Below are 21,307 nucleotides of genomic sequence, written 5' to 3' on the forward strand. Positions count from 1 at the left end.
TGCACGGGCTTTTTTGCTATGGTGGCGGCTTTGGTGCAAAGGGGCAGACACATGGCAAAGGCAGATCGGAAAGTGGCAGTCGTGACGGGCGGCGCCCGTGGTATCGGTCTGGCCATTGGCCAGTGGTTTTTGGCCAATGGCCACCAGGTCGTGTTGCTCGACGTGGACACCAGCACGCTGGACGCCACGCAAAAGCAGCTGAACAGGCCTGACGACGTGCTGTGCCTGCACACCGATGTGTCCAACCCCGAGCAGGTGCAAGCCGCTGCCGACCAAGTGATGGCGCGCTTTGGCCGTGTGGATGCCTTGGTCAACAACGCGGGTGTGGCGGTGTTCAAGCCCGCGCTGGAAACCACCTTGGAAGAATGGCGCCATGTGCTCTCGACCAACCTCGACGGCGCGTTTTTGTGCACGCAAGCGTTTGGGGCCATCATGGTGCGCCAGCGCAGTGGCGCCGTGGTCAACATCGCGTCCATCTCCGGCCTGCGCGCCAGCACCTTGCGCTTGGCCTACGGCACCAGCAAGGCCGCGCTGATCCACCTGACCAAGCAGTACGCCGCCGAATGGGGCAACTACGGTGTGCGCGTCAACGCGATCTGCCCTGGCCCGGTCGAGACCGACATGGCCAAGCTGGTGCACAGCGCGGCCATCCGCGCCGACTACTACGACACCATCCCGCTGGGCCGCTACGGCAGCACCGAAGAGATGGCCAACACCGTCGGTTTTCTGTGCAGCCCCCAGGCCAGCTACATCAACGGGCAGTCCATCGCGGTCGATGGCGGCTTTGACGCCTCGGGCGTGGGCCTGCCCACCCTGCGCCGCACCACGCCGGCGTTGCAAAACGTCGGTCAAGTGGATGGATCGGGGGACCCGGCTTCTTGAATTCCAGCGCAGGCGGCCGGTGAAGGCACAATGCCCCGCATGAACCCTTGGACCCGCATCACCTCCGAACCCGACGCCTTGGGCGAGTCGCCCTTTTGGCAAGCGCAAGAGCAGCGCCTGTGCTGGGTGGACATTCCCGGCAAGCGCATTGCCCGCGTTCAGCTGGACGGCTTGCAGGCCCTTGGCCCGGTTGAGTACTGGCCTTTGACGCAAGAGCCCGGCTGCATCGCACCTGTGCAGGGGGGCGGCTTGGTCGTGGCCCTGCGCGATGGCATTTATCTGGCAAGCGAATGGGGTGGCCTCTTGCAGTTGCTGGCGGCCGCGCCGTATGACACGAGCAAGCAACGCTTCAACGACGGCAAGTGTGACGCGCAAGGCCGATTTTGGGCAGGCAGCCTGTACGAGCCCAAAGACCAGGCGTTGGGCGTGCTGTACATGCTGGATGGCCAAGGCTTGCACGCCATGGTGGGCGGCGTGAGAGATGGCGTCCAGCAGGGTGTTGTGACGGCCAACGGCCTGGCCTGGTCACCCGACGGCCGCACCGCTTACTGGGCCGACACCGCCGCGCACCAGGTGCGCGCTTTTGACTTTGACGCCGCCAGCGGCCAACTCAGCAACCCCCGCGTGTTCCACCAAGCCCCCCCCAAACCCGCAGGTTGGGCCTGGGGCTGCGCCATCCCTTATGGCGGCCGGCCCGACGGCGCGGCGGTGGACGCAGAAGGGTGCTACTGGTCCGCTCAATACGAAGGCGGCCGCCTGCTGCGCATCTCGCCAAAAGGCGAGGTGCTGGCCGAAGTGCCCACCCCGGCGCTGTGCCCCACCATGCCCTGCTTTGGCGGGCCGGACCTGAAGACCTTGTTTGTCACGACTGCTCGCCACGGTCGAAGCGATGCGGAGCTGGCAAAGTACCCGGGTGCGGGGTGCGTTTGGGCGATGCGGGTGGAGGTAGCGGGCTTGCCGGTGAACGGTTTTAAGGTCCATACCCATAAAAAACTGGCTGATTTGGGCATCGAACCGTTGCCTACCCGGGGTGCCAATATCACCAACGAGCTGGTAGATCGCCTGAGGGATGCGGAAGGGATTTGAAGTCGTTTCACCTTTCTTCAGTCCTCATCAATTTCCCACAACCTGCCCGTTCAAAAAATTCACGCACGCGTCTAAGCGTGGGCGTTACCATCGTTGCCCATGGACGTCCAACTCAATTCACTCATCGACGCTGTGCGCTCTGCCGCAGCCCAAGGCCGCACATGGCGTTTGCGCGGCGGTGGCAGCAAAGACTTTTGGGGCCAAAGCCTCTCGGGCGAGGTGCTGGACACCCGGGCCTACCGCGGCATCGTCAGCTACGAGCCCAGCGAGTTGGTGGTGACGGTGCGTTGTGGCACGCCCCTGGCCGAGCTGGAAGCCGCCTTGGCCGAAAAAGGCCAGTGCCTGGCGTTTGAGCCGCCACATTTCGGCCCCCATGCGACGGTGGGCGGCATGGTGGCCGCGGGTTTGAGCGGCCCGGCCCGCGCCACGGCTGGCGCTGTGCGTGACTATGTGTTGGGCGCGCGCTTCATCAATGGCTTGGGTGAGCACCTGACCTTTGGCGGCCAGGTCATGAAAAACGTGGCCGGTTACGACGTGAGCCGCTTGATGGCGGGCAGCTGGGGCACGCTGGGCCTGATCACCGAGGTCAGCCTCAAGGTCTTGCCGGTGGCCCCGGCCGAGGCGACCTTGATGATCGCGGGTTTGGCCCAAAGCCCGGCCTTGGATTTGCTGCACCGCTGGGGCGGTCAACCCCTGCCCTTGAACGCCAGCGCTTGGGTGCGCGACCCCACGGCGCAGCCCGAGGCTGATTATTTGTTTGTGCGCTTGCGTGGTGCGGTGGCCGCGGTGCAGTCGGCCATGGCCCGGATGAGTGCCGATGCCGTGGCGCTGGGCGCTCAGGTTCAGGCCATGGACAACGCAGAAGCCGCGCAAGACTGGCGCGCCAGCGGTGAGCAACTGTTGCCGTTTTTTGACGCCCCCAGTGTCGATGCCTGCCTTTGGCGTTTGTCGGTGCCGCAAACCGCGCCCTTGCTGGATTTGCCCTACGCCCAATACATCGAATGGCAAGGCGCGCAGCGCTGGCTCTGGGCACCCGCTTCTGCGGCCGTGGCCTTGCGTGAGCTGGCGCAATCGCTCGGCGGCCATGCCACTTTGTTCCGCGCCAGCGCCAAGCAGGCCGAGGTGGACAAAGCCGCTGGTGTGAACACCCCACTGGACGCTGTGCAGCAGCGCATCCAGCAGCAATTGCAAAAGCAGTTCGACCCCCACGGCGTGTTCGCCACCGGTCGCATGCAACCCCTCTGAGGCGAACCTTCATGCAAACCAACCTCGCCCCCGAATACCAAAACACCCCCGAAGGCCTGGAGGCCGAGGCCATCCTGCGCAAGTGCGTGCACTGCGGCTTTTGCACCGCCACTTGCCCCACCTACCAACTGCTGGGCGACGAGCTGGACGGCCCACGTGGCCGCATCTACCTGATGAAGCAGGTGCTCGAAGGCGAAACGCCCACCCGCAAAACCCAGATGCACCTGGACCGGTGCCTGACCTGCCGCAACTGCGAAAGCACCTGCCCAAGCGGCGTGCAATACGGGCATTTGGTCGACATCGGTCGCAAGTTGGTGGACGCCAAAGTCGAGCGCCCCGCCAGCGAAAAGCTGGTGCGTTGGGCGCTCAAAGAAGGCTTGCCCTCGCCCTTGTTTGCCCCGGCCATGAAGATGGGCCAGATGGTGCGCGGCTTGCTGCCCGAAAGCCTGAAGGCCAAAGTGCCAGCGCCGCAAAATGCCGGTGCCTGGCCCACCGCGCAGCACGCCCGCAAAGTGCTGATGCTTGCGGGCTGCGTGCAGCCGAGCATGAGCCCCAACATCAACACCGCCACCGCCCGCGTGCTGGACGCCGCAGGCATCCAGGCCGTGACCGCACCCAAGGCCGGTTGCTGTGGCGCGCTCAAGTTCCACCTGAACGACCACGATGGCGGAAAAGACCACATGCGCGCCAACATCGATGCCTGGTGGCCGCTGGTCGAGAGCGGTGAGGTGGAGGCCATCGTGATGAACGCCTCGGGCTGCGGCGTCATGGTCAAGGACTACGGCCATGTGCTCAAAGAAGACCCGGTCTATGCCGACAAAGCCGCCCGCATCGGTGCCTTGACCCAAGACCTGAGTGAGTTGCTGCCCGAGTTGGTGCCACTGCTCAAGGACAAGCTGAAACCCGAAGCCCTGCAAGCTGCAGGCTTGCAGGCCTACCACCCGCCCTGCACGCTGCAACACGGCCAGCAGCTCAAAGGCGGCGTCGAAAAGCATTTGGGCGATCTGGGCTTTCAGATCAAGGTCACGGCCAACGAGTCCCACCTGTGCTGCGGCTCGGCCGGCACTTACAGCGTGCTCAACCCGGATTTGTCCAAGCAGCTGCGCGACCGCAAGCTCGGCCACCTGAACGCACTGCAGCCGCAGGGCGTGCTGAGCGCCAACATCGGCTGCATCACCCACCTGCAAAGCGGCAGCGGCCTGCCGGTGCGGCATTGGGTGGAGTTGCTGGACGAGGCGATCAGTGGCTGAGTGAATTAATGGGCCAGAACCCCGGCGATATCGCTGACGGAAATCACCTCAACCCCTTCGGCGAACGGCCAACGGTGCTGCACGGGGGCCACGATGTAGGTTTTTTCGGGTTGCACGTCTTGCAGGGATTGCCAGAAGCCTTTGGTGACTTTGGGCGCAACGCTGAACTTGATTTCGAAACCGATTTTTCGCTGTCCTGCTTCCACCACCACATCCAGCTCGGCACCCGCCGCTGTTCTGTAAAACGACAGGCTGGCCCCGGCGGGCACGTGGGCGGCAATCTGGTCGATGACAAAGCCCTCCCAAGATGCACCCGTCATGGGGTGGCCTTGCAGGTCGTCCGGATGCCTCAAGCCCAGAAGGCTGTGCAGCAGACCGCTGTCACGGACATAGACCTTGGGCGCCTTGACCAAGCGCTTGCCCAAGTTGGCGTGATAGGGCTCGAGTTTTCTGACCAGCAGCGCACCCACCATGTGATCCAGCCAGCGATTGACCGTGGGGGCGCTCACGTCCAGTGAGTTGGCGATGGCCGATGCATTGAACAGCTGGCCATGCACATGCGCCAGCATGCGCCAAAAGCGGCGCAAACTTTCGGCATCCACGCGCAAGCCCAGAGCTGGCAAATCGGTGTGCAGCAGGTGGCGGATGAACGCATCGCGCCAGGCCCAAGAAGCGTGTGAATCGACGGCGGTGAAGCTGGGCGGAAAGCCGCCGCGCACCCACAAGTCCTGCACGGTGCTGAGGTCCGAGCCGACTTCGTTGACGAGGAGCGGGAACATGTCGATCAGACTCAGCCGTCCAGCCAAGGATTGGGATTGACGCAGCAATTCAAACGAAGCCGAGCCCAGCAAGACAAAACGCCCGGGACGACGGACGCGGTCGATTTCACCGCGCAACACCGAAAACAGCTGCGGTGCATTTTGAACTTCGTCCAAGATGACCAGCCGGTCTGCGTGGGCTTGCAAAAACAGCGGGCCTTCGCCTAGGCGTGCCTGATCTTGTGGGGATTCAAGGTCCAGGTAAATGGCATTGGGATGGGTGTCCAGCAGAGCACGGGCCAAGGTGGTTTTGCCAATCTGGCGCGCTCCCAAAATGGCAACGGCTGGACTCCATGTGAGGTGTGAGGCCAGAGTACTTTGAGCGTTGCGTTTGAACATCCTTGTATTTTAAATATGACATATTCAAAATACAAGGATAAAAATACTGTTCATAAGCATTTAACCCAAACCCGCCTGAAATTCCGCGCTGAAGCGGTACAGCAAGCTGTGGTCAACGGTTGGTGCAGAAACAAGCGCACTGCCAGTGCATTTTGTTGGCGCTCAGATTTCAAGGATGAATTGAAAAATCTTGGCGCTTTGAGCGTATTCAACCGAAGTTCGAAGTCCTTGTCCCCCGTCCGGCCAGGCCTATGCGCGAACACGCCAATATGCCCACCCGGGTAGTATTCAGCGCTGGATGTGAGACCGCGCTTGCAAAGCGCAAACAAAGGACAAGACGATGGCGATACCTTGGTTGATGGCGCTCAAAGTGATTCCCTGGGGCGACGTGATCGAGCACGCGCCTTCGGTGCTCAAAGCGGCGCGCAAGCTGATGGACCGCCAGCCCCCGGCGTCGTCAGATCCATCAGGCGCCCCATCCACACAAACGCCCGTGAGTGCGGTGCCCAGTTTGGGTGAACTCAAAAACGCCTTGATCACGGCACAAGGTCAGATCGAGCGCCAAGCCCAAACCCAACGCGAACTCACCGAAACGCTGACCGAGTTGGCCGAACAAAACGCGCGCCTGGTCAGCGCCGTGGAAGTGCTGCGCCTGCGCACGCGCTTGTTGCTGTGGGGTGGCGCGGCCCTGTTGCTGTGGTTGGCCGTGCTGACTTGGCAGGTTTGACGGGATGCAGGCCCGAGGTGATGCAGGCGCCGTGGGCGCCGTCGCTCAAGCGGCCAGCGCCGCCTCAATGTCTTTGGCGATTTTTTCTGGCGAGTCTTGCGGCGCATAGCGCTTGATCACACGGCCGTCGCGCCCCACCAGAAACTTGGTGAAGTTCCACTTGATGCCCTTGCTGCCCAAAATGCCTGGGGCCTCTGCGGTGAGCCACTGGTAAAGAGGGTGGGCACCGTCGCCATTGACCTTGATCTTGCTCATCATCTGAAAGCTGACGCCGTAGTTCTTCTGGCAGAAGCTGGCAATTTGCGCATCGTCGCCCGGGTCTTGGCTGGCGAACTGGTTGCAGGGAAACCCCAGCACCGCCAGGCCCTGGCCTGCGTATTTCTGGTGCAACTTTTCCAGCCCCGTGAACTGGGGCGTGAAGCCGCAGGCACTGGCGGTGTTCACGATCAGCATCACCTGACCTTGGTAGCGCGACAGGGGCACGGTTTGGTGGTCGATGCTTTGGGCTTCGAGTTCGTACAGGCTCATGGGGTGCGTTCCGTGTTGTTTGAACAGAGGGTCATCATGCCAGTGACAGCCCATGGCCGTGCAGGCCGTTTTACTTTTCCTTGTGACCCGGACCAACGATGGACAGCAAAGCCGCCAGCAAAATCAAGGCCCCGCCGAGCAGTGTTCGGGTTTCCCACTGCGAGGCATCCAGCAGCACCGACGACACGCTGGCAAACAGCACCTCGGACAGCATGACCAGCGCCGTGGTGTGGGCGGCCAAGCGTGCAGCGCCGTATTGCAGCGCCAAATTGCCCAATAAAAACGAGATGCCCAGCAGGGCCACGAGCGGCAGCCAAGTCCAGCTCGGGGCCGCGCCGATGGCCACGACGCCCGTGATCAAACCCGCCATGGCCGCCAGCGAGGCCATGACCGCACCGCCGCCAAACATGGCCAGGGTGCGCGAGGTGCTGGGGGTGTCCTTGAGCTTGAGCAGCAAAGCGTTGGTGATGGCAAAAGTCAGGCCGCCCATCAGGGCCAAACCGTCGGCCAGGCTTTCAGGCACAGGCCAGGGTGTCTCGGGCGTTTTGAGCACGATGAACAAACCGGCCAGCGCCAGCACCAAACGCAGCAAGGCCATGGCGGTGGGTTTTTCGCCCAACAGCCACCAAGCCACCAGCACGGACCACGCGGGCATCAAATAAAACAGCAACACCACGCGCACCACGTCGCCGACGGTGACGGCCCAGTTGAAGCCCACATTGGTCAGGCCCGAGGCCAGCAGCAAGAGCCACAATCCGGGCTGGCCGCGCCAGCTCAGCAGTTGTCCGCTGCGCCACAGCCACAAGGCAATGGCGCTGAACACAAAGGCATAGACCATCGCCGTGGCCCAAAGGGGGTGCAGGCCTTGTGCCTCAAGCTGTTTGAAAGGCCACCAGCAAACGCCCCAAACAAAAGCGTTGAACAGGAGTCCCGCAACAGAAAGGGTTTGAGGGGAGATCGCGCCCATGCGTGGGCAGATCAGGGCGCGTCGCCAGAGGCCTTGGCGGCCAGCGTGGCTTGGCGCTTGCGCCACCAGCGCCAGCCCAGCCAGGCCACGCCGATGCCCAGCAAGGCAAAAATGCCATGCTGGAATTGGCGCAGCACGCCAAACATCCAGTCCCAGTTTTGTGCGCCAAAGTAACCGAGGTACACCCAGATCGGCACGCTGATCAAGGCGGCAAAGCCGTCCATGAAAAACCAAGTGGCCAAGCTCACACGTTGGCTCATGCCGGCCGAAAAGAAGACCGGGGTGCGCAGACCGGGTAAAAACCGGGCCACAAACATGACCCATTTGCCATATTTCTGAAAGGCGTCTTGGGCGCTGGCAAAGCGCTCGGGGGTCAAGATTTTGCGAAAGCCGGGCAATTGGGAAATGCGTTGGCCATACAAGCGGCCCAGGGTGAACATCAGGCCATCACCGACCATGACGCCCGCCATGCCCACGGCAAACATGGTGTTCACATCGGCATGGCCCAAGCCCGCGATGACGCCGCCCGTGACCAAGGTCACGTCTTCAGGAACAGGAACGCCAAAGCCGCAAATCAACAACATCACAAACACAGCCAAATAGCCGTATTCGGTGAAGATGGGCATCAAAAACTGAAAAACTTCCATGGATTACAAGGTTCAGCCAACGCCTGAACAGCTCAGACGGAATGCGCGGGTTAACAGGCAGCGGGCCAGTGTAATTCATTTACAAACCCCTTCCAGACTCGGGAATGGTGCGGTTCAAAGGGCAAATGGCCCTCACTGGAAGGCTCTTTGAAGCTGGCATACTTGATTGGCACATTTCGCGCTCAGACCCCATGCCCCGTCCCATTCAAGCCACGATCCACACCGCCGCCTTGCGCCACAACCTGAGCCAGGCGCGGCAAGCTGCGCCAGATGCCCAGGCTTGGGCCGTGGTCAAGGCCAATGCCTATGGGCATGGCATCGAGCGGGTATTTGAAGGCCTGCGTGGGGCCGATGGTTTTGCCCTCTTGGATTTGACAGAGGCCGAGCGGGTTCGCGCCCTGGGCTGGCGAGGCCCCATCTTGCTGCTCGAAGGCGCTTTTGAGGCGAGAGACCTGGAGCTGTGCTCGCGCCTGCACCTGTGGCACACGGTGCATTGCGACGCGCAAATCGACATGCTGGCGCTGCACAAGACGCACGAGCCGCACCGGGTCTTTCTCAAGATGAACTCGGGCATGAACCGGCTGGGTTTTGCGCCGCAGCGCTTTCGCTCGGCCTGGACACGCCTGAATGCCCTGCCCCAGGTGGATGAAATCTCGCTCATGACCCATTTCAGCGATGCCGATGGCCCCAAAGGCATCGCCGAACAAATGGCCCGATTTGAAGAAGCCACCCGCGACTTGCCCGGCGAGCGCACGCTGAGCAACAGTGCGGCGAGCTTGCGGCACAGCCAAGATGTGGCCGTCAAGGCCGACTGGATTCGCCCTGGCATTGCCGTGTACGGCAGCTCGCCCGACTTTCCCGAACACAGCGCCGCGCACTGGGGCCTGCAGCCGGCCATGAGCCTGAATGCACAGATCATCGCGGTGCAGCATTTGCAAGCAGGCGACAGCGTGGGTTATGGCTCGAGCTTTGTGGCCGAGCAAGCCATGCGCATTGGCGTGGTGGCTTGCGGCTATGCCGACGGTTACCCGCGCATTTGCCCCACGGGCACGCCCGTGCTGGTGGACGGCGAGCGCGGGCGTACCGTGGGCCGAGTGAGCATGGACATGCTCACGGTTGACTTGGGTCCTTTCCCGGATGCCGACCTTGGCAGCACGGTCACGCTCTGGGGACAATCGGCCCAGGGCGCTGTGCTCGGCATCGACGAGGTGGCACAGGCGGCGGGCACCGTGGGCTATGAGCTCATGTGTGGGCTGGCCCCGCGGGTGCCGGTGGTGCAAGACTGACGGTTTGCTGCGCCGGAGACATGGCCGCGTGCCATGTGGACCCACAATCGCCCCCATGCCCCACAGCGCCTCTCTTCACCGCCACGACCAGCGTGCTTTGCTCATTGCTTTGGTGTTGGTGGTCATCTGGGGCGGCAACTTCACACTGCAAAAGTACCTGTTTGACCTGATCACCCCTGGCGGTTTTTTGTGGGCGAGGTACCTGCTCATGCCCAGCTGTGCGCTCTTGTTGATGCGCTGGCGATTTGGCCTGTGGCTGCCGCCTTTGCCTCGCCAAGACTGGATGCACATGGCTTGGCTGGGTTTCATCGGGCATTCATTGCATGTGGGCCTGGTCACCTATGGCATCCACTGGTCCACCGCTTTTTCCAGCTCGGTCATCTTGGCTTGCGGGCCTATTTTCACCTTGCTGATCTTGCACAAGCAGGGCCTGGAGCGCCTCAGCTGGCCTCAAATCATGGGGGTGTCTTTGGCCTTTTGCGGGGTGTTGATGTTCTTGTCTGACAAGTTGCTCGGCGGCAACTGGCGTGCAGGGGGTGGGGATCTGGTGCTGTTGGTGGCGGCCGGGTTCTTCTCTTATTACACCGTGGCGGTCAAACCGGTGATGCAAAAGCATGGCCCGGTGCTGACCATGGGTTACGCCACATTGCTCGGCGGTTTGCCGGTGATGCTCATGTCGGTGCCCGCCGGCATGGCGGCCAATTGGGCCGCACTGGATTTTTGGGCCTGGGTGGGCTTGTTCTGGTCGATCCTGGTTTCGGCCTTCATCGGATGGCTGGCTTGGGGCTGGATCAACAACGTGCGCGGCGTGGCCCGCACCGCCCCGTTGATGTACTTGATGCCACCCATGGCAGGGCTGTTTGCCTGGGCGCTGTCGGGTGAGCACTACACCTGGATCAAGATCGCAGGCGCAGGCGTGACTTTGTTGGGTGTGGCGCTGGCGCAGTACGCCGGGCAAATCAAGTGGCGCTTGCGCTGAGGTGCCTCAACGCAGCCAGGTGTCGTAGGCCGTTTTACAAATCAGGGCCAGCACCACCAAGATGAACACGTAGCGCACAAAGCCCGAGCCGTGTTTCAGCGCCAGCCGAGTGCCGATCAAGCTGCCCACCACGTTGGACACCGCCATGGCCAAAGCCAAATGCCACCAGACATGGCCTTGAATGGCAAACAGCACGAGCGCTGAAAAGTTGGTGGCCACATTGATCAGTTTGGCCGAGGCTGAGGCGTTCAAGAAGTCATAGCCCATCAGCCGCACATAAGCAAAGACCAAAAAACTGCCCGTGCCTGGCCCGAAAAAACCGTCGTAAAACCCGATCACCAGGCCAATGCCAGCGGCCATCCAGGCCTCTTGGGCGCCAACGAAACGGGGTGCATGGCTGCGTCCCAGGTCTTTTTTGGCCACGGTGTAGACCAGCAGCACCGCCAGCAGCAGCGGCAGCGCTTTGCGAAACAAGGTGGGGTCGACTTGTGTGACCACCCAAGCGCCAGCGAGAGAGCCAAGCAAGCCCGCACCCGCAGCGGGGAGCAGTGAGCGCCAAGGCATGACCACTTTGCGGCTGTATTGAACCGTGGCAAAAGCGGTGCCCCAGATCGATGCGCTTTTGTTGGTGCCAAACAAAGTGGCGGGTGCTGCACCGGGAAAGGTGGCGAACAGGGCGGGCAGCAAGATCAGGCCACCGCCGCCGACGATGGCGTCAATCAGCCCGGCCAACAGCGAAGCCAGCGAAACAATCAGTAATTCCATGCGGGGGATTGTGGCACTCCGTGGGTGCAGCCCCTGTCTCGAGGATGCGGTGAAACAGGCAAAAAAAAAGCGCCGCTTGCGCGACGCTTAGAAAATTGACACCTCGTTCGGATGTTCGATGCTTTTCGAGTTTTTAGGCTTGAGTGTCTCCTCGGCCCTCGGGATGCAGATACTGCTTTGCATCGAGTGCATGAAATGTAAGTGACCCAGCGTACTGTGCCACTCAGGGATTTCCCGACTCGGGGGAAATCCCTGCCCCTCATTGATGCGCTACGGACCAAAAAGAGCGCTTTGTGTTGCAGCGGACACCCGTGGCGTTTATTTGGCCGTTGGCATCACAAACTCGGCACCCTTGCCAATGCTCTCGGGCCAGCGCTGCATGATGGACTTTTGCTTCGTGTAGAAACGCACGCCTTCTTCGCCATAAGCGTGCATGTCACCAAACAGGCTGCGCTTCCAACCGCCAAAGCCGTGCCAGGCCATGGGCACCGGGATCGGCACGTTGATGCCGACCATGCCCACCTGAATGCGACGCGAGAACTCACGCGCCACGTTGCCGTCACGGGTGAAGCAGGAGACGCCGTTGCCGAACTCGTGGTCGTTGATGATTTGTACCGCGGTGGCAAAGTCGGGCACGCGCACGCAACTCAACACGGGGCCAAAGATTTCTTCTTTGTAGATCTTCATGTCGGTGCTCACGTGGTCAAACAACGTGCCGCCCAGCCAGAAACCTTGCTCGCAACCGGCACCCGCTTGGGCACCGTCAAACACGCGGCCGTCCACCAAGAGCTTGGCGCCTTCGGCCACGCCCGCGTCGATGTAGCCCTTGATGCGCTGACGCGCAGCGTCGGTCACAATGGGGCCCATTTCGGCGGCCAAGTTTTCACCGTTGAGCACTTGCAGCGCCTTGGTACGCTCGATCAGCTTGGGCAAGATCTTGTCGGCCACATCGCCTACCAGCACCGCCACGCTGATCGCCATGCAGCGCTCACCGGCCGAGCCGTAACCTGCGCCGATCAGCGCATCCACCGTCTGGTCGATGTCGGCGTCGGGCATGACCACCAAGTGGTTTTTCGCGCCGCCCAGGGCCTGCACGCGCTTGCCGTGGTGCGCGCCAGTTTCGTAGATGTAGTTGGCAATCGGGGTGGAGCCGACAAAGCTGATGGCTTTCACATCGGGGTGCTCCAGCAGCGCGTCTACGGCTTCTTTGTCGCCTTGCACCACGTTGAACACGCCATCGGGCAGGCCTGCTTTTTTCAGCAACTCGGCCATGAACAACGAAGGCGTGGGGTCGGTCGGGCTGGGCTTCAAGATGAAGGTGTTGCCCGCCGCGATCGCGACCGGGAACATCCACATGGGCACCATGACCGGGAAGTTGAAGGGCGTGATGCCTGCGACCACGCCCAAAGGCTGGCGCAGCGTCCAGTTGTCGATGCCAGTCGAGACCTGGTCGGTGAAGTCGCCTTTGAGCAGCTGCGGGATGCCGGTGGCAAATTCCACGATGTCGATGCCGCGGCTCACCTCGCCTTGTGCGTCGGTGAACACCTTGCCGTGCTCGGCGGTGATCATGTGGGCCAATTCGTCCTTGTGGGTGTTGAGCAGCTCGAGGAACTTGAACATCACGCGGGCGCGGCGCAGCGGCGGCGTGTCGGCCCAGGCCGGGAAAGCCGCTTGCGCAGCGGCCACGGCTTTGGCCACTTCGGCGCTGTTGGCCAGCGCCACGTTGCCGGTCACGGCGCCGGTGGCGGGGTTGGTCACAGGCTGGCTGCGGCCCGAAGTGCCTGCGGTGACTTGGCCGCCGATGTAATGACCGATTTGGGAAATGCTCATCTGGGACTTTCGTTGTGGATGTGGGAGCGCGCCCCTGCGCGCGAAATGCTTTGATTTGCATGCAGTGTAGGCACCCCCGCCACCCCCCGCAATGCCGCAAATCTGAATTGATTGTTCAAAATAGTGAACAATGTGCAGATGGAAGAGCAAAAAATCAACACCTTGTGGACGCACCTGCACTGGCTCAGCGTGCTGGCCCAGCAGGGCAGCTACACGGCGGCGGCGGCCCGTTTGGGGGTGAGCAAGGCCGCCATGAGCCAGCGCATTGCCGAGCTCGAGCGTGCGGCCAAAGTCACCCTGGTGCAGCGCACCACCCGCAGCCTGCGCCTGACCGAGGCGGGCCAGCGGCTGGTGGATGACACCCGCACCTCGTTCGAGCAGATCGCGCAAAGCTTTGCCCAGGTCCGCGACTTGGCCGAACAGCCCAGTGGCTTGCTGCGGGTGACCGCGCCCGTGGCGCTGGCCAGGCAGCAGCTCGTGCCCTTGTTCGCCGCTTATCTGCAAGACTTTCCGGATGTGCGCATCGAGCTGGACCTGTCCGACCGGCTGAGCGCCTTGGCCACCGAAGGCTATGACCTGGCGATTCGCCACACCGCCCGCCCGCCCGACACCCACGTGGCTTGGGCGCTGTGCGCCACCGAGTCGGTGCTGGTGGCCACCCGCGCTTACATCGCTCAATTTGGCGAACCGCAAAACCCGGCCGAGCTGCAAGCCCACAACTGCCTGCATTACCCGCGCTCGCAAGACACCCCGGCCTGGACCTTTGAGCCGCGCGAGCCTTCAGGCGGGGGCGAACGGATCACGGTGCCGGTGAGTGGCCGCTTTGCCGCCAACAACAGCGAAGCCCTGCGCGAAGCCGCACTCACGGGCGCAGGCATTGCCCTCATGCCCGACTTCAGCGCCCAGGCCGAGTTGCGCAAGGGCCAGTTGGTGCGCGTGCTGCCGGGCTGGAAACCCGTGGGGGCTTTTGCCGAAACCATCTACGCCATCCGTCCGTACGCGCCGCACGTGCCCCGCGCCGTGGCGGCGTTGGTGGCGCATTTGAGGGCTGGCTTGGCCAATGGGTTCGGTGTCTGAACCCGCCGTGAAGGCCGGGTGAAGCCAAATTGAGCGCCCAGCTCAATGACCAGCCAGCACCGGAAACAGCTTGTGCAGCCCGTCGGCCATCACCTCGACGGCCAGCGCGGCCAAAATCAAACCCATCAGCCGGGTCATGACGTTGATGCCGGTTTTGCCCAGAATGCGGGCAATCGGCGTGGCCAGTGAAAAGCACAAAGCCGTGGCCAAGGCGATGACCACGCCGTAGCCGACCAAGGTGCCCAGTTGGGCGAAGTTCTTGGCTTTTTCGGCGTAAATCACCACCGTGGACATGGTGGCCGGGCCGGTCAGCAGCGGGATGGTCAGCGGCACCACGGCGATGCTGGCCCCCATGGCGGCTTTGGCTTCGGCGTCATGCACCTCATCGGCATTGGCGCGGGCTTCAGCGGGTTGGGCGTTGAGCATGGACAGCGCGGCGGTCAACAGCAGCATGCCGCCGCCCACTTGAAAGCTGGCCAGCGAGATGCCGAAGAACTCCAGGATTTGCAGGCCCAGCAGGGCGCTGGCGGCGATCACCACGAAGGCCGAAAAGGACGACACCCAAATGGTTTTTTTGCGCTGGGCCGCGCTGAAGCCTTGGGTGTAGTGGATGAAAAAAGGGACGATGGCCAAAGGGTTGACGATGGCCAGCAGGGTGATGAGTGGTTTGAAATCCATCGCCCGATTGTGCCCGGCTTGCTCAAAAGCCAAGCCGCTTAAAACGCGCGTGGGGTGGGAGGCCGCCCCCGCGGCCGAACGCTGGTCGTGCCATGGCACGCATGCGCGAGCAGGTGCTCGCGCCCACGGGGGTCAGTGGGGGGCTGCTGGGTGGCGCCTTCGGAACATGCCCCAGCCTTCCATGTGCAGCACCTTGTCGCCGTGCTGGTTGAACATTTCCCACAGGTTGCGCGTCATGCCCACATCCGGGCGCTTGCCCATGGGTTTGGTCTCGAGCATGGTGGACTGCAGTCGCAAGGTGTCTCCGGGGTAAACCGGTTTGAGCCATTTGATGTTTTCCAGGCCCGGCGAGCCGAGGCTGGAGGTTTCGCACAGGAAGTTGGTCACCATCAGGCGCATGGCCATGGAACAGGTGTGCCAGCCGCTGGCCGACAGGGCGCCAAACACCGAGGCCTTGGCCGCCTCGTCGTTCAGGTGAAAGGGCTGCGGGTCGAACTGGGTGGCGAAGGCGATGATCTCTTCGCGGGTGGGCGTGATGGTGCCCAGGTCACGCACCTCGCCGGGGGCAAAGTCTTCCCAGTAATACTTGAACTCGGCCATCAGCGGCCTCCTGACACGTCGATCAAGCTCATGGTGGTGTAGCTGGCCGCGTCGGACAAGAGCCAGACGATGCTTTGCGCCACCTCGTCGGCGGTGCCGCCGCGCTGCATGGGCACCAGGTGCTGCAGGTCTTTGACGCGGTTGGGCAGGCCGCCCGAGGCGTGGATGTCGGTGTCAATCAGACCCGGACGGACGGCATTGACGCGCACGCCTTCGGCAGCGACCTCTTTGGCCAGGCCCAGGGTGAAGGCGTCGATGGCGCCTTTGGCCGAGGCGTAGTCCACGTACTGGCCTGGCGACCCCAGACGTGCGGCGGCGCTTGACACGTTGACGATGCTGCCGCCTTCGCCGCCGTAGAGCGTGCTCATGCGCCGCAAGGCTTCGCGGGCGCAGACGATGCTGCCAATCACATTGATGTCGAACATGCGTTTGAGTCGCGCCACGCTCATGTCGGCCACGCGTGCGTAAACGTCGACCACGCCCGCGTTGTTGACCAGGCCCGACAGGCGGCCCAGTTTGGCATCGATGTGCTCGTACATGCGCATGACCTGCGCTTCGTCCGCCACATCGGCCTGCACGGCGATGGCGTTGCCGCCCGTGCCGCGGATCTGGCGCACCACCTCGTCAGCGGCCAGCGAATTGGCGGTGTAGTTCACGGCCACCGACCAGCCGTTTTGGGCTGCCAAAAGGGCCGTGGCTGCCCCGATCCCCCGGCTGCCGCCGGTCACCAACAAGACCTTGTTCATCGCGTGTCTCCTGCAAAAATGTTCGCTTGCGGTTAAAACCGTTGCTTCGAAGATTACACAACACGCCAGGAGACAGCATGGGTCGCACAGTGGACTATTACCTCGCCCCCCAAAGCCCGTGGGCTTATTTGGGCCACCAGCGCTTGGCTGATATCTTGCAGCGCAGCGGGGCGACGGTGCGGGTCATGCCCATCGATTTGGGCGGCAAGGTGTTCCCGATTTCGGGCGGCTTGCCTTTGGGCCAGCGTGCACCGCAGCGCCAGGCTTACCGTTTGGTGGAGTTGCAGCGCTTCAGTGCCCACCTGAATGCGCCTTTGAACCTCAAGCCCAAGTATTTCCCGGTGGGCGGCGACGACGCGGCTCGGCTCATCATCGCGGCCGACTTGGCCCAGGGTGCCTCAGCGGCCATGAAGATGGCCGGCGCCATCTTGGCGGCTTGCTGGGCACAAGAGCGCAACATGGCCGACGAAAAAGTCTTGGCCGAGTTGCTGACCGAGCAAGGTTTGCCTGCGGCTTTGCTGGAGCGTTCGCACAGCCAAGCCGTGCAAGAGCGCTACGAGAGCTACACCCAGGCGGCCATCGATGCGGGTGTGTTTGGCGCACCCAGCTATGTGGTCGATGGTGAAATTTTTTGGGGCCAGGACCGTCTTGACTTTGTCGAACGTGTGCTGACCCATTGATGTGTGGCCAACAATGAAGGAGTGAGCATGGGAACGATGATGGAACTGCAAGCCGCGGACGGCACCAGGGTGCCGGCCTATGAAGCGCGGCCCACAGGCACGCCCAAGGGCGCGGTGGTGGTGATCCAGGAGATTTTTGGCGTCAACAGCCACATCCGCCAAGTGGCCGACGGCTATGCGGCCGAGGGTTATCTGGCTGTCGCGCCAGCGGCGTTTCACCGGGTCAAGCCCGGTGTCGAGCTGGGCTACAGCGACCCCGACATGGGCGAAGGATTTGGCTACAAGACCGCGGTGGAGGCCTTGCCAGCCCCAGGCGTGATGCCAGACATCCAGGCCGCCATTGACCACGCGGCCAAGGTCTCCGGTGGCAAGGTCGGTATCGTGGGTTATTGCTGGGGCGGACTGCTGACCTGGCGCGCCGCATGCACCTTGAAGGGCCTGAGTGCGGCGGCACCTTATTACGGTGGCGGTGTGACGACCGAGGCCGAAATGGCGCGCCACCCCCAAGTGCCCGTGTTGGCCCACTTTGCCGACGAAGACAAATGGATTCCCTTGGACACGGTGCAGGCGTTTCAAAAGGCACATCCCGAAGTGCAGGTCCAGACCTATGCAGCGCACCACGGTTTCAACTGTGACCAGCGCGGTGCCTGGCACGCGCCTTCCGCACAGTTGGCGCGCGAGAGGACCTTGGCTTTTTTTGCCAAACATTTGGGCTGACACCAGGCCCGCGACAAGGCTCTTTACCAGGCCCTTTCAGAGGCCCGGTATGTTGTAGGAGGCTGCCCCTGCAGCCGAAGAGTGGTTCGGTGTTGGTGCCTGAAGGGGCATGAGCGCTGCACTTGCATTCGCGAGCAGGGGCTCGCTCCCACCAAAAAGAGGCAGTTACAAGGCTCAGATGTTGTGGGAGGCTGCCCCTGCAACCGAAGAGTGGTTCGGTGTTGATGCTTGAGCGGGCATGAGCGCTGCACTTGCATTCGCGAGCAGGGGCTCGCTCCCACCAAAAAGAGGCAGTTACAAGGCTCAGATGTTGTGGGAGGCTGCCCCTGCAGCCGAAGAGTGGTTCGCTGTTGGTGCCTGAAGGGGCATGAGCGCTGCACTTGCATTCGCGAGCAGGGGCTCGCTCCCACAAAACAGGGGCAGGCACCAGGCTCAGATGTTGTGGGAGGCTGCCCCTGCAGCCGAAGAGATGTTCGCTGTTGGTGCCTGAAGGGGCATGAGCGCTGCACTTGCATTCGCGAGCAGGGGCTTACTCCCACCAAAAAGGGGCAGGCACCAGGCTCAGTCGCCGGTGCGTGCCAGGTAGCGTTTGCGCCAGAACACCAAGCCCATGGTGGTGGCAATCGTGCCCATGCCACCCAGCGTCCACCAAAACCCGGTGGCCGTGTGCAGCCATGGCATGAATTCGAAGTTCATGCCGAACACGGCCGCGATCAGGTTCAGGGGCAAAAAAATCGCGGTCAGCGCGGTCAGCGTGCGCATGATGTCGTTGGTGCGGTTGCCTTGCACATTGAAGTGCATTTGCACCGCGGTTTCGGTGTTGTGCTCCAAGCGGCGCACATGTTGGACCACCCGGTCGATGTGTTCCAGCACATCGCGGCTGCGGATTTTCAGCAACTCGTGTTCTCGTTCGGCGTTGCTGCCGGGCCCCAGTCCCCACGTGTCCAGCGACTCGGTCCAGCCTTGCAAGGCGGTGCGCTGGTCGTCACACAACGATTCGAGTTGGTGCAGCGCCAGCCGCGCCTGGAGCAGGGCGTCCCAGCGGTTGAAGCGGGTGCGTGGGTTGAGCAACTCGGCTTGCCAATGGTCCAGCTGGCGGCTGAGTTCGCGGCGCAAGTCGAGGTAGCTGTCCACCATCTGGCTGACGATGCGCAGCATCATGTCGGCCGGGCTGCTGGGCACGCCCCGTGCGCCCGTGGAACGGGGGTCGGCCGCCGCTGCCGCCGCGGCTGCGGGTGGCGGCGACTTGCTCAAGGCGCTGCTGGTTAGCAAGCGTTGCGCATAGGCGTCGCGTACCGCACAGTCTGCGGGGTGCACACTCAAGAGCACCCGGTCAAACACCGCCATGCCGACCGGGCTGGTGTCGATGCGGTGCAAAACGGGCGGACCTGTGCGCTTGGTGGGGCGACCTGGAGCGGGTGCCTCGGCTGGGCCGGCCGTGTCCTGACGTTGGGCCAGTCTGCGAAACACCACCAGGTCGTAGTGCGAGCTGTAATCAAAGCGCGAGGGCAATTGGGCGTTCAGCAGGTCTGAAACGTGCAAATCCACCAAGCTTTGCCCTGTCAGCCGTTCCAGATGGCTTTGGATGGACGACAAGTCGGTTTGGAACTGCTCGCGCGTGCCCGCGATCCAGACATAGCCTTGTTCAGGCAGGCGCTCTGGCCAGTCGGTTTCGGTATGAACCTCTGCACCCGAGACGCTGAAGATCCGCATACCGGCGATCACGCCTGGCGAATCAACCGTGCCGCGTCGCGGGCAAAGTAGGTCAATACGCCATCGGCCCCGGCCCGCTTGAAGGCCAGCAGGCTTTCCATCATGACCAGGTCGTGGTCCAGCCAGCCGTTTTGCGCCGCCGCCTTGAGCATGGCGTACTCGCCAGAGACTTGGTAGGCGAAGGTGGGTACCTTGAATTCGTCTTTGACACGGCGCACGATGTCCAGATAAGGCATGCCGGGCTTGACCATGACCATGTCGGCGCCTTCGGCCAGGTCCATGGCGACTTCGCGCAGGGCTTCGTCGCTGTTGCCGGGGTCCATCTGGTAGACCTTTTTGTTGCTCTTGCCCAGATTGCCGGCCGAACCCACCGCGTCGCGGAACGGGCCGTAAAACGCACTGGCGTATTTGGCGCTGTAGGCCATGATGCGGGTGTGGATCAGGCCACGCGCTTCCAGCGCCTGGCGGATCGCGCCGATGCGCCCGTCCATCATGTCACTGGGGGCCACCATGTCCACACCGGCTTCGGCCTGGGTCAGGGCTTGCTGCACCAGCACGGCGGTGGTTTCGTCGTTCAAGATGTAGCCGGTCTCGTCCAGCAGGCCGTCCTGGCCGTGGCTGGTGAAAGGGTCCAAGGCCACGTCGGTCATCACGCCCAGTTCGGGAAAGCGTTTTTTCAGCTCGCGCACCACGCGCGGCACCAGGCCGTCCGGGTTCATGGCTTCGCTGCCTGTGGGGTCCTTGAGGCTGGCGTCGATCACCGGGAACAGCGCCATCACCGGGATGCCGAGTTTCACGCAGTCTTCCGCCACGGGCAGCAGCAGGTCCAGACTCAGACGCTCTACGCCCGGCATGGAGCCGACCTGCTGGCGCTGGTTTTGACCGTCCAGCACAAACACCGGGTAGATCAGGTCGTGCGGCGTGACCTGGTGTTCGCGCACCAAGTTGCGGGTGAATTCATCACGGCGCAAGCGGCGTGGGCGGCTGGAGGGGAAGGGTGCGACGGGGTTCATGGTGAAAATTGTGCCTGAAGTCGGTGCCCAGCCCAAGCCTTGGGTGTCCGCCAGGGGTCTTGCGTTCGTGAGAAAAGTGCCCAACCGTCAAAAACATCACAAAACACAAATTTAAGCTTGTTTGCATTTTTGTTATTTGATAAATTAACGCCGGGCAGCTTGCTGCCTCCCGCTTTTCCTCCCTGAGCGGGGCCTGGACGCTCACGCCGACAGGCTTGCCACCCTCGGCCCATGGCCGGGGGTTTTTTTTCGCCCGTTGACATCCCGCGGCGGCCTCGTCCATCTCTGACTACACTTGAGCCATGCTCTGGATCAAAGCCCTTCACATCGTGTTCATCGCCAGCTGGTTTGCGGGCCTGTTTTACCTGCCTCGAATTTTTGTCAATTTGGCGATGGTGGAGCCCGGCTCTGTGGCCGAGCGTGAGCGCTTGCTCTTGATGTCACGCAAGCTTTACCGCTTCATGACCATTTTGGCGGTGCCCGCTTTGGCCTTGGGCTTGTGGCTTTGGCTTCATTACGGCATTGGCAAAGGCCCAGGACAAGGCTGGATGCACGCCAAACTGCTGATCGTGGTGGCCTTGCTGGGCTACCACCACAGTTGTGGCGTGTTGTTGCGCAAATTCGAGAGCGGCCAAATGCAGCGCAGCCATGTCTGGTTCCGTTGGTTCAATGAAGCACCGGTGCTGATGATGTTCGCGGCGGTCATTTTGGTGGTGGTCAAGCCGTTTTAAGGC

At 62.4% G+C, this 21,307-nt stretch carries 22 protein-coding genes; 11 read left to right on the forward strand and 11 right to left on the reverse strand.

Annotated elements, in window-relative coordinates; translation table 11 throughout:
- The first annotated feature begins 51 nt into the window (after positions 1–51).
- The 4 genes from B9Z31_RS04240 to glcF all read left to right on the forward strand — a co-directional run bounded on the left by B9Z31_RS04240 (position 52) and on the right by glcF (position 4,463).
- Positions 52–882, forward strand: a complete 831-nt coding sequence (locus tag B9Z31_RS04240) for an SDR family NAD(P)-dependent oxidoreductase (protein ID WP_100118363.1) — start codon at positions 52–54, stop codon at positions 880–882.
- 39 nt (positions 883–921) lie between these two features.
- On the forward strand, positions 922–1,968 hold the full coding sequence (locus B9Z31_RS04245; RefSeq protein ID WP_100118364.1) for an SMP-30/gluconolactonase/LRE family protein: 1,047 nt from the start codon (positions 922–924) through the stop codon (positions 1,966–1,968).
- 99 nt (positions 1,969–2,067) lie between these two features.
- Complete coding sequence (gene glcE / locus B9Z31_RS04250; RefSeq protein WP_100118297.1) at positions 2,068–3,213, forward strand: glycolate oxidase subunit GlcE; 1,146 nt, start codon at positions 2,068–2,070, stop codon at positions 3,211–3,213.
- An 11-nt stretch (positions 3,214–3,224) separates the two neighbouring features.
- A complete protein-coding gene (gene glcF, locus B9Z31_RS04255) occupies positions 3,225–4,463 on the forward strand; it encodes a glycolate oxidase subunit GlcF (RefSeq protein WP_100118298.1) in 1,239 nt (412 codons plus the stop codon).
- Between the two features lie 5 nt (positions 4,464–4,468).
- Here glcF and B9Z31_RS04260 read toward each other — a convergent pair whose 3' ends face one another.
- A complete protein-coding gene (locus B9Z31_RS04260) occupies positions 4,469–5,620 on the reverse strand; it encodes an ATP-binding protein (protein WP_100118299.1) in 1,152 nt (383 codons plus the stop codon).
- Positions 5,621–5,960: 340 nt separating this feature from the next.
- On the opposite strand from B9Z31_RS04260, the gene B9Z31_RS04265 reads away from it, so the two are divergent.
- Positions 5,961–6,347, forward strand: coding sequence for a hypothetical protein (locus tag B9Z31_RS04265; RefSeq protein WP_100118300.1), 387 nt, complete (start codon positions 5,961–5,963; stop codon positions 6,345–6,347).
- A 45-nt stretch (positions 6,348–6,392) separates the two neighbouring features.
- Here B9Z31_RS04265 and B9Z31_RS04270 read toward each other — a convergent pair whose 3' ends face one another.
- From B9Z31_RS04270 to B9Z31_RS04280, 3 genes are all read right to left on the reverse strand, one after another.
- Positions 6,393–6,875 carry a glutathione peroxidase gene (locus B9Z31_RS04270; RefSeq protein WP_100118301.1) on the reverse strand — a complete coding sequence of 161 codons (483 nt, stop codon included), beginning with the start codon at positions 6,873–6,875 and terminating at the stop codon, positions 6,393–6,395.
- A gap of 70 nt (positions 6,876–6,945) precedes the next feature.
- Entirely contained in the window at positions 6,946–7,842 is an 897-nt protein-coding gene (locus B9Z31_RS04275) for an EamA family transporter (RefSeq protein WP_100118302.1), read from the reverse strand.
- Between the two features lie 11 nt (positions 7,843–7,853).
- Positions 7,854–8,489 carry a DedA family protein gene (locus B9Z31_RS04280; RefSeq protein WP_100118303.1) on the reverse strand — a complete coding sequence of 212 codons (636 nt, stop codon included), beginning with the start codon at positions 8,487–8,489 and terminating at the stop codon, positions 7,854–7,856.
- A gap of 191 nt (positions 8,490–8,680) precedes the next feature.
- Here B9Z31_RS04280 and alr point away from each other — a divergent pair, with 191 nt between their 5' ends.
- Both alr and B9Z31_RS04290 read left to right on the forward strand, forming a co-directional pair.
- Positions 8,681–9,775 (forward strand): alanine racemase, encoded by a 1,095-nt coding sequence (gene alr, locus B9Z31_RS04285; protein WP_100118365.1) that lies wholly within the window; start codon positions 8,681–8,683, stop codon positions 9,773–9,775.
- A 55-nt stretch (positions 9,776–9,830) separates the two neighbouring features.
- The gene (locus tag B9Z31_RS04290; RefSeq protein ID WP_100118304.1) at positions 9,831–10,754 is read left to right on the forward strand and encodes a DMT family transporter; all 924 of its coding nucleotides are present in this window, start codon (positions 9,831–9,833) and stop codon (positions 10,752–10,754) included.
- Positions 10,755–10,760: 6 nt separating this feature from the next.
- Here B9Z31_RS04290 and B9Z31_RS04295 read toward each other — a convergent pair whose 3' ends face one another.
- On the reverse strand, positions 10,761–11,519 hold the full coding sequence (locus tag B9Z31_RS04295) for a TSUP family transporter (RefSeq protein ID WP_100118305.1): 759 nt from the start codon (positions 11,517–11,519) through the stop codon (positions 10,761–10,763).
- A gap of 318 nt (positions 11,520–11,837) precedes the next feature.
- Complete coding sequence (locus B9Z31_RS04300; protein WP_100118306.1) at positions 11,838–13,349, reverse strand: CoA-acylating methylmalonate-semialdehyde dehydrogenase; 1,512 nt, start codon at positions 13,347–13,349, stop codon at positions 11,838–11,840.
- 138 nt (positions 13,350–13,487) lie between these two features.
- On the opposite strand from B9Z31_RS04300, the gene B9Z31_RS04305 reads away from it, so the two are divergent.
- The gene (locus B9Z31_RS04305) at positions 13,488–14,426 is read left to right on the forward strand and encodes a LysR family transcriptional regulator (protein WP_100118307.1); all 939 of its coding nucleotides are present in this window, start codon (positions 13,488–13,490) and stop codon (positions 14,424–14,426) included.
- 42 nt (positions 14,427–14,468) lie between these two features.
- Here the strand turns inward: B9Z31_RS04305 and B9Z31_RS04310 are convergent, their stop codons facing one another.
- The 3 genes from B9Z31_RS04310 to B9Z31_RS04320 form a co-directional block, all read right to left on the reverse strand.
- Positions 14,469–15,104, reverse strand: coding sequence for a MarC family protein (locus B9Z31_RS04310; protein ID WP_100118308.1), 636 nt, complete (start codon positions 15,102–15,104; stop codon positions 14,469–14,471).
- Between the two features lie 132 nt (positions 15,105–15,236).
- Positions 15,237–15,704, reverse strand: a complete 468-nt coding sequence (locus tag B9Z31_RS04315) for a MaoC family dehydratase (RefSeq protein ID WP_100118309.1) — start codon at positions 15,702–15,704, stop codon at positions 15,237–15,239.
- Positions 15,704–16,450, reverse strand: a complete 747-nt coding sequence (locus B9Z31_RS04320; RefSeq protein ID WP_100118310.1) for an SDR family oxidoreductase — start codon at positions 16,448–16,450, stop codon at positions 15,704–15,706. Before B9Z31_RS04320 ends, B9Z31_RS04315 begins: the two co-directional genes overlap by 1 nt.
- 77 nt (positions 16,451–16,527) lie before the next feature.
- Between B9Z31_RS04320 and B9Z31_RS04325 the strand changes: the two genes are divergently transcribed.
- Complete coding sequence (locus B9Z31_RS04325; protein ID WP_100118311.1) at positions 16,528–17,130, forward strand: 2-hydroxychromene-2-carboxylate isomerase; 603 nt, start codon at positions 16,528–16,530, stop codon at positions 17,128–17,130.
- Positions 17,131–17,157: 27 nt separating this feature from the next.
- Positions 17,158–17,847: a dienelactone hydrolase family protein gene (locus B9Z31_RS04330; protein ID WP_100118366.1), complete on the forward strand. Its 690-nt coding sequence runs from the start codon at positions 17,158–17,160 to the stop codon at positions 17,845–17,847.
- A gap of 561 nt (positions 17,848–18,408) precedes the next feature.
- On the opposite strand, the gene B9Z31_RS04335 is transcribed toward B9Z31_RS04330, so the two are convergent.
- Together B9Z31_RS04335 and hemB are read right to left on the reverse strand one after the other, a co-directional pair.
- Complete coding sequence (locus tag B9Z31_RS04335; RefSeq protein ID WP_100118368.1) at positions 18,409–19,560, reverse strand: magnesium transporter CorA family protein; 1,152 nt, start codon at positions 19,558–19,560, stop codon at positions 18,409–18,411.
- 8 nt (positions 19,561–19,568) lie between these two features.
- The gene (gene hemB, locus B9Z31_RS04340) at positions 19,569–20,573 is read right to left on the reverse strand and encodes a porphobilinogen synthase (RefSeq protein WP_100118367.1); all 1,005 of its coding nucleotides are present in this window, start codon (positions 20,571–20,573) and stop codon (positions 19,569–19,571) included.
- Between the two features lie 302 nt (positions 20,574–20,875).
- On the opposite strand from hemB, the gene B9Z31_RS04345 reads away from it, so the two are divergent.
- Complete coding sequence (locus B9Z31_RS04345) at positions 20,876–21,304, forward strand: CopD family protein (RefSeq protein WP_100118312.1); 429 nt, start codon at positions 20,876–20,878, stop codon at positions 21,302–21,304.
- Positions 21,305–21,307 lie beyond the last annotated feature (3 nt).

Origin of the sequence: Limnohabitans sp. G3-2 (assembly GCF_002778275.1) — a bacterium.
GTDB lineage: Bacteria > Pseudomonadota > Gammaproteobacteria > Burkholderiales > Burkholderiaceae_C > Limnohabitans_A.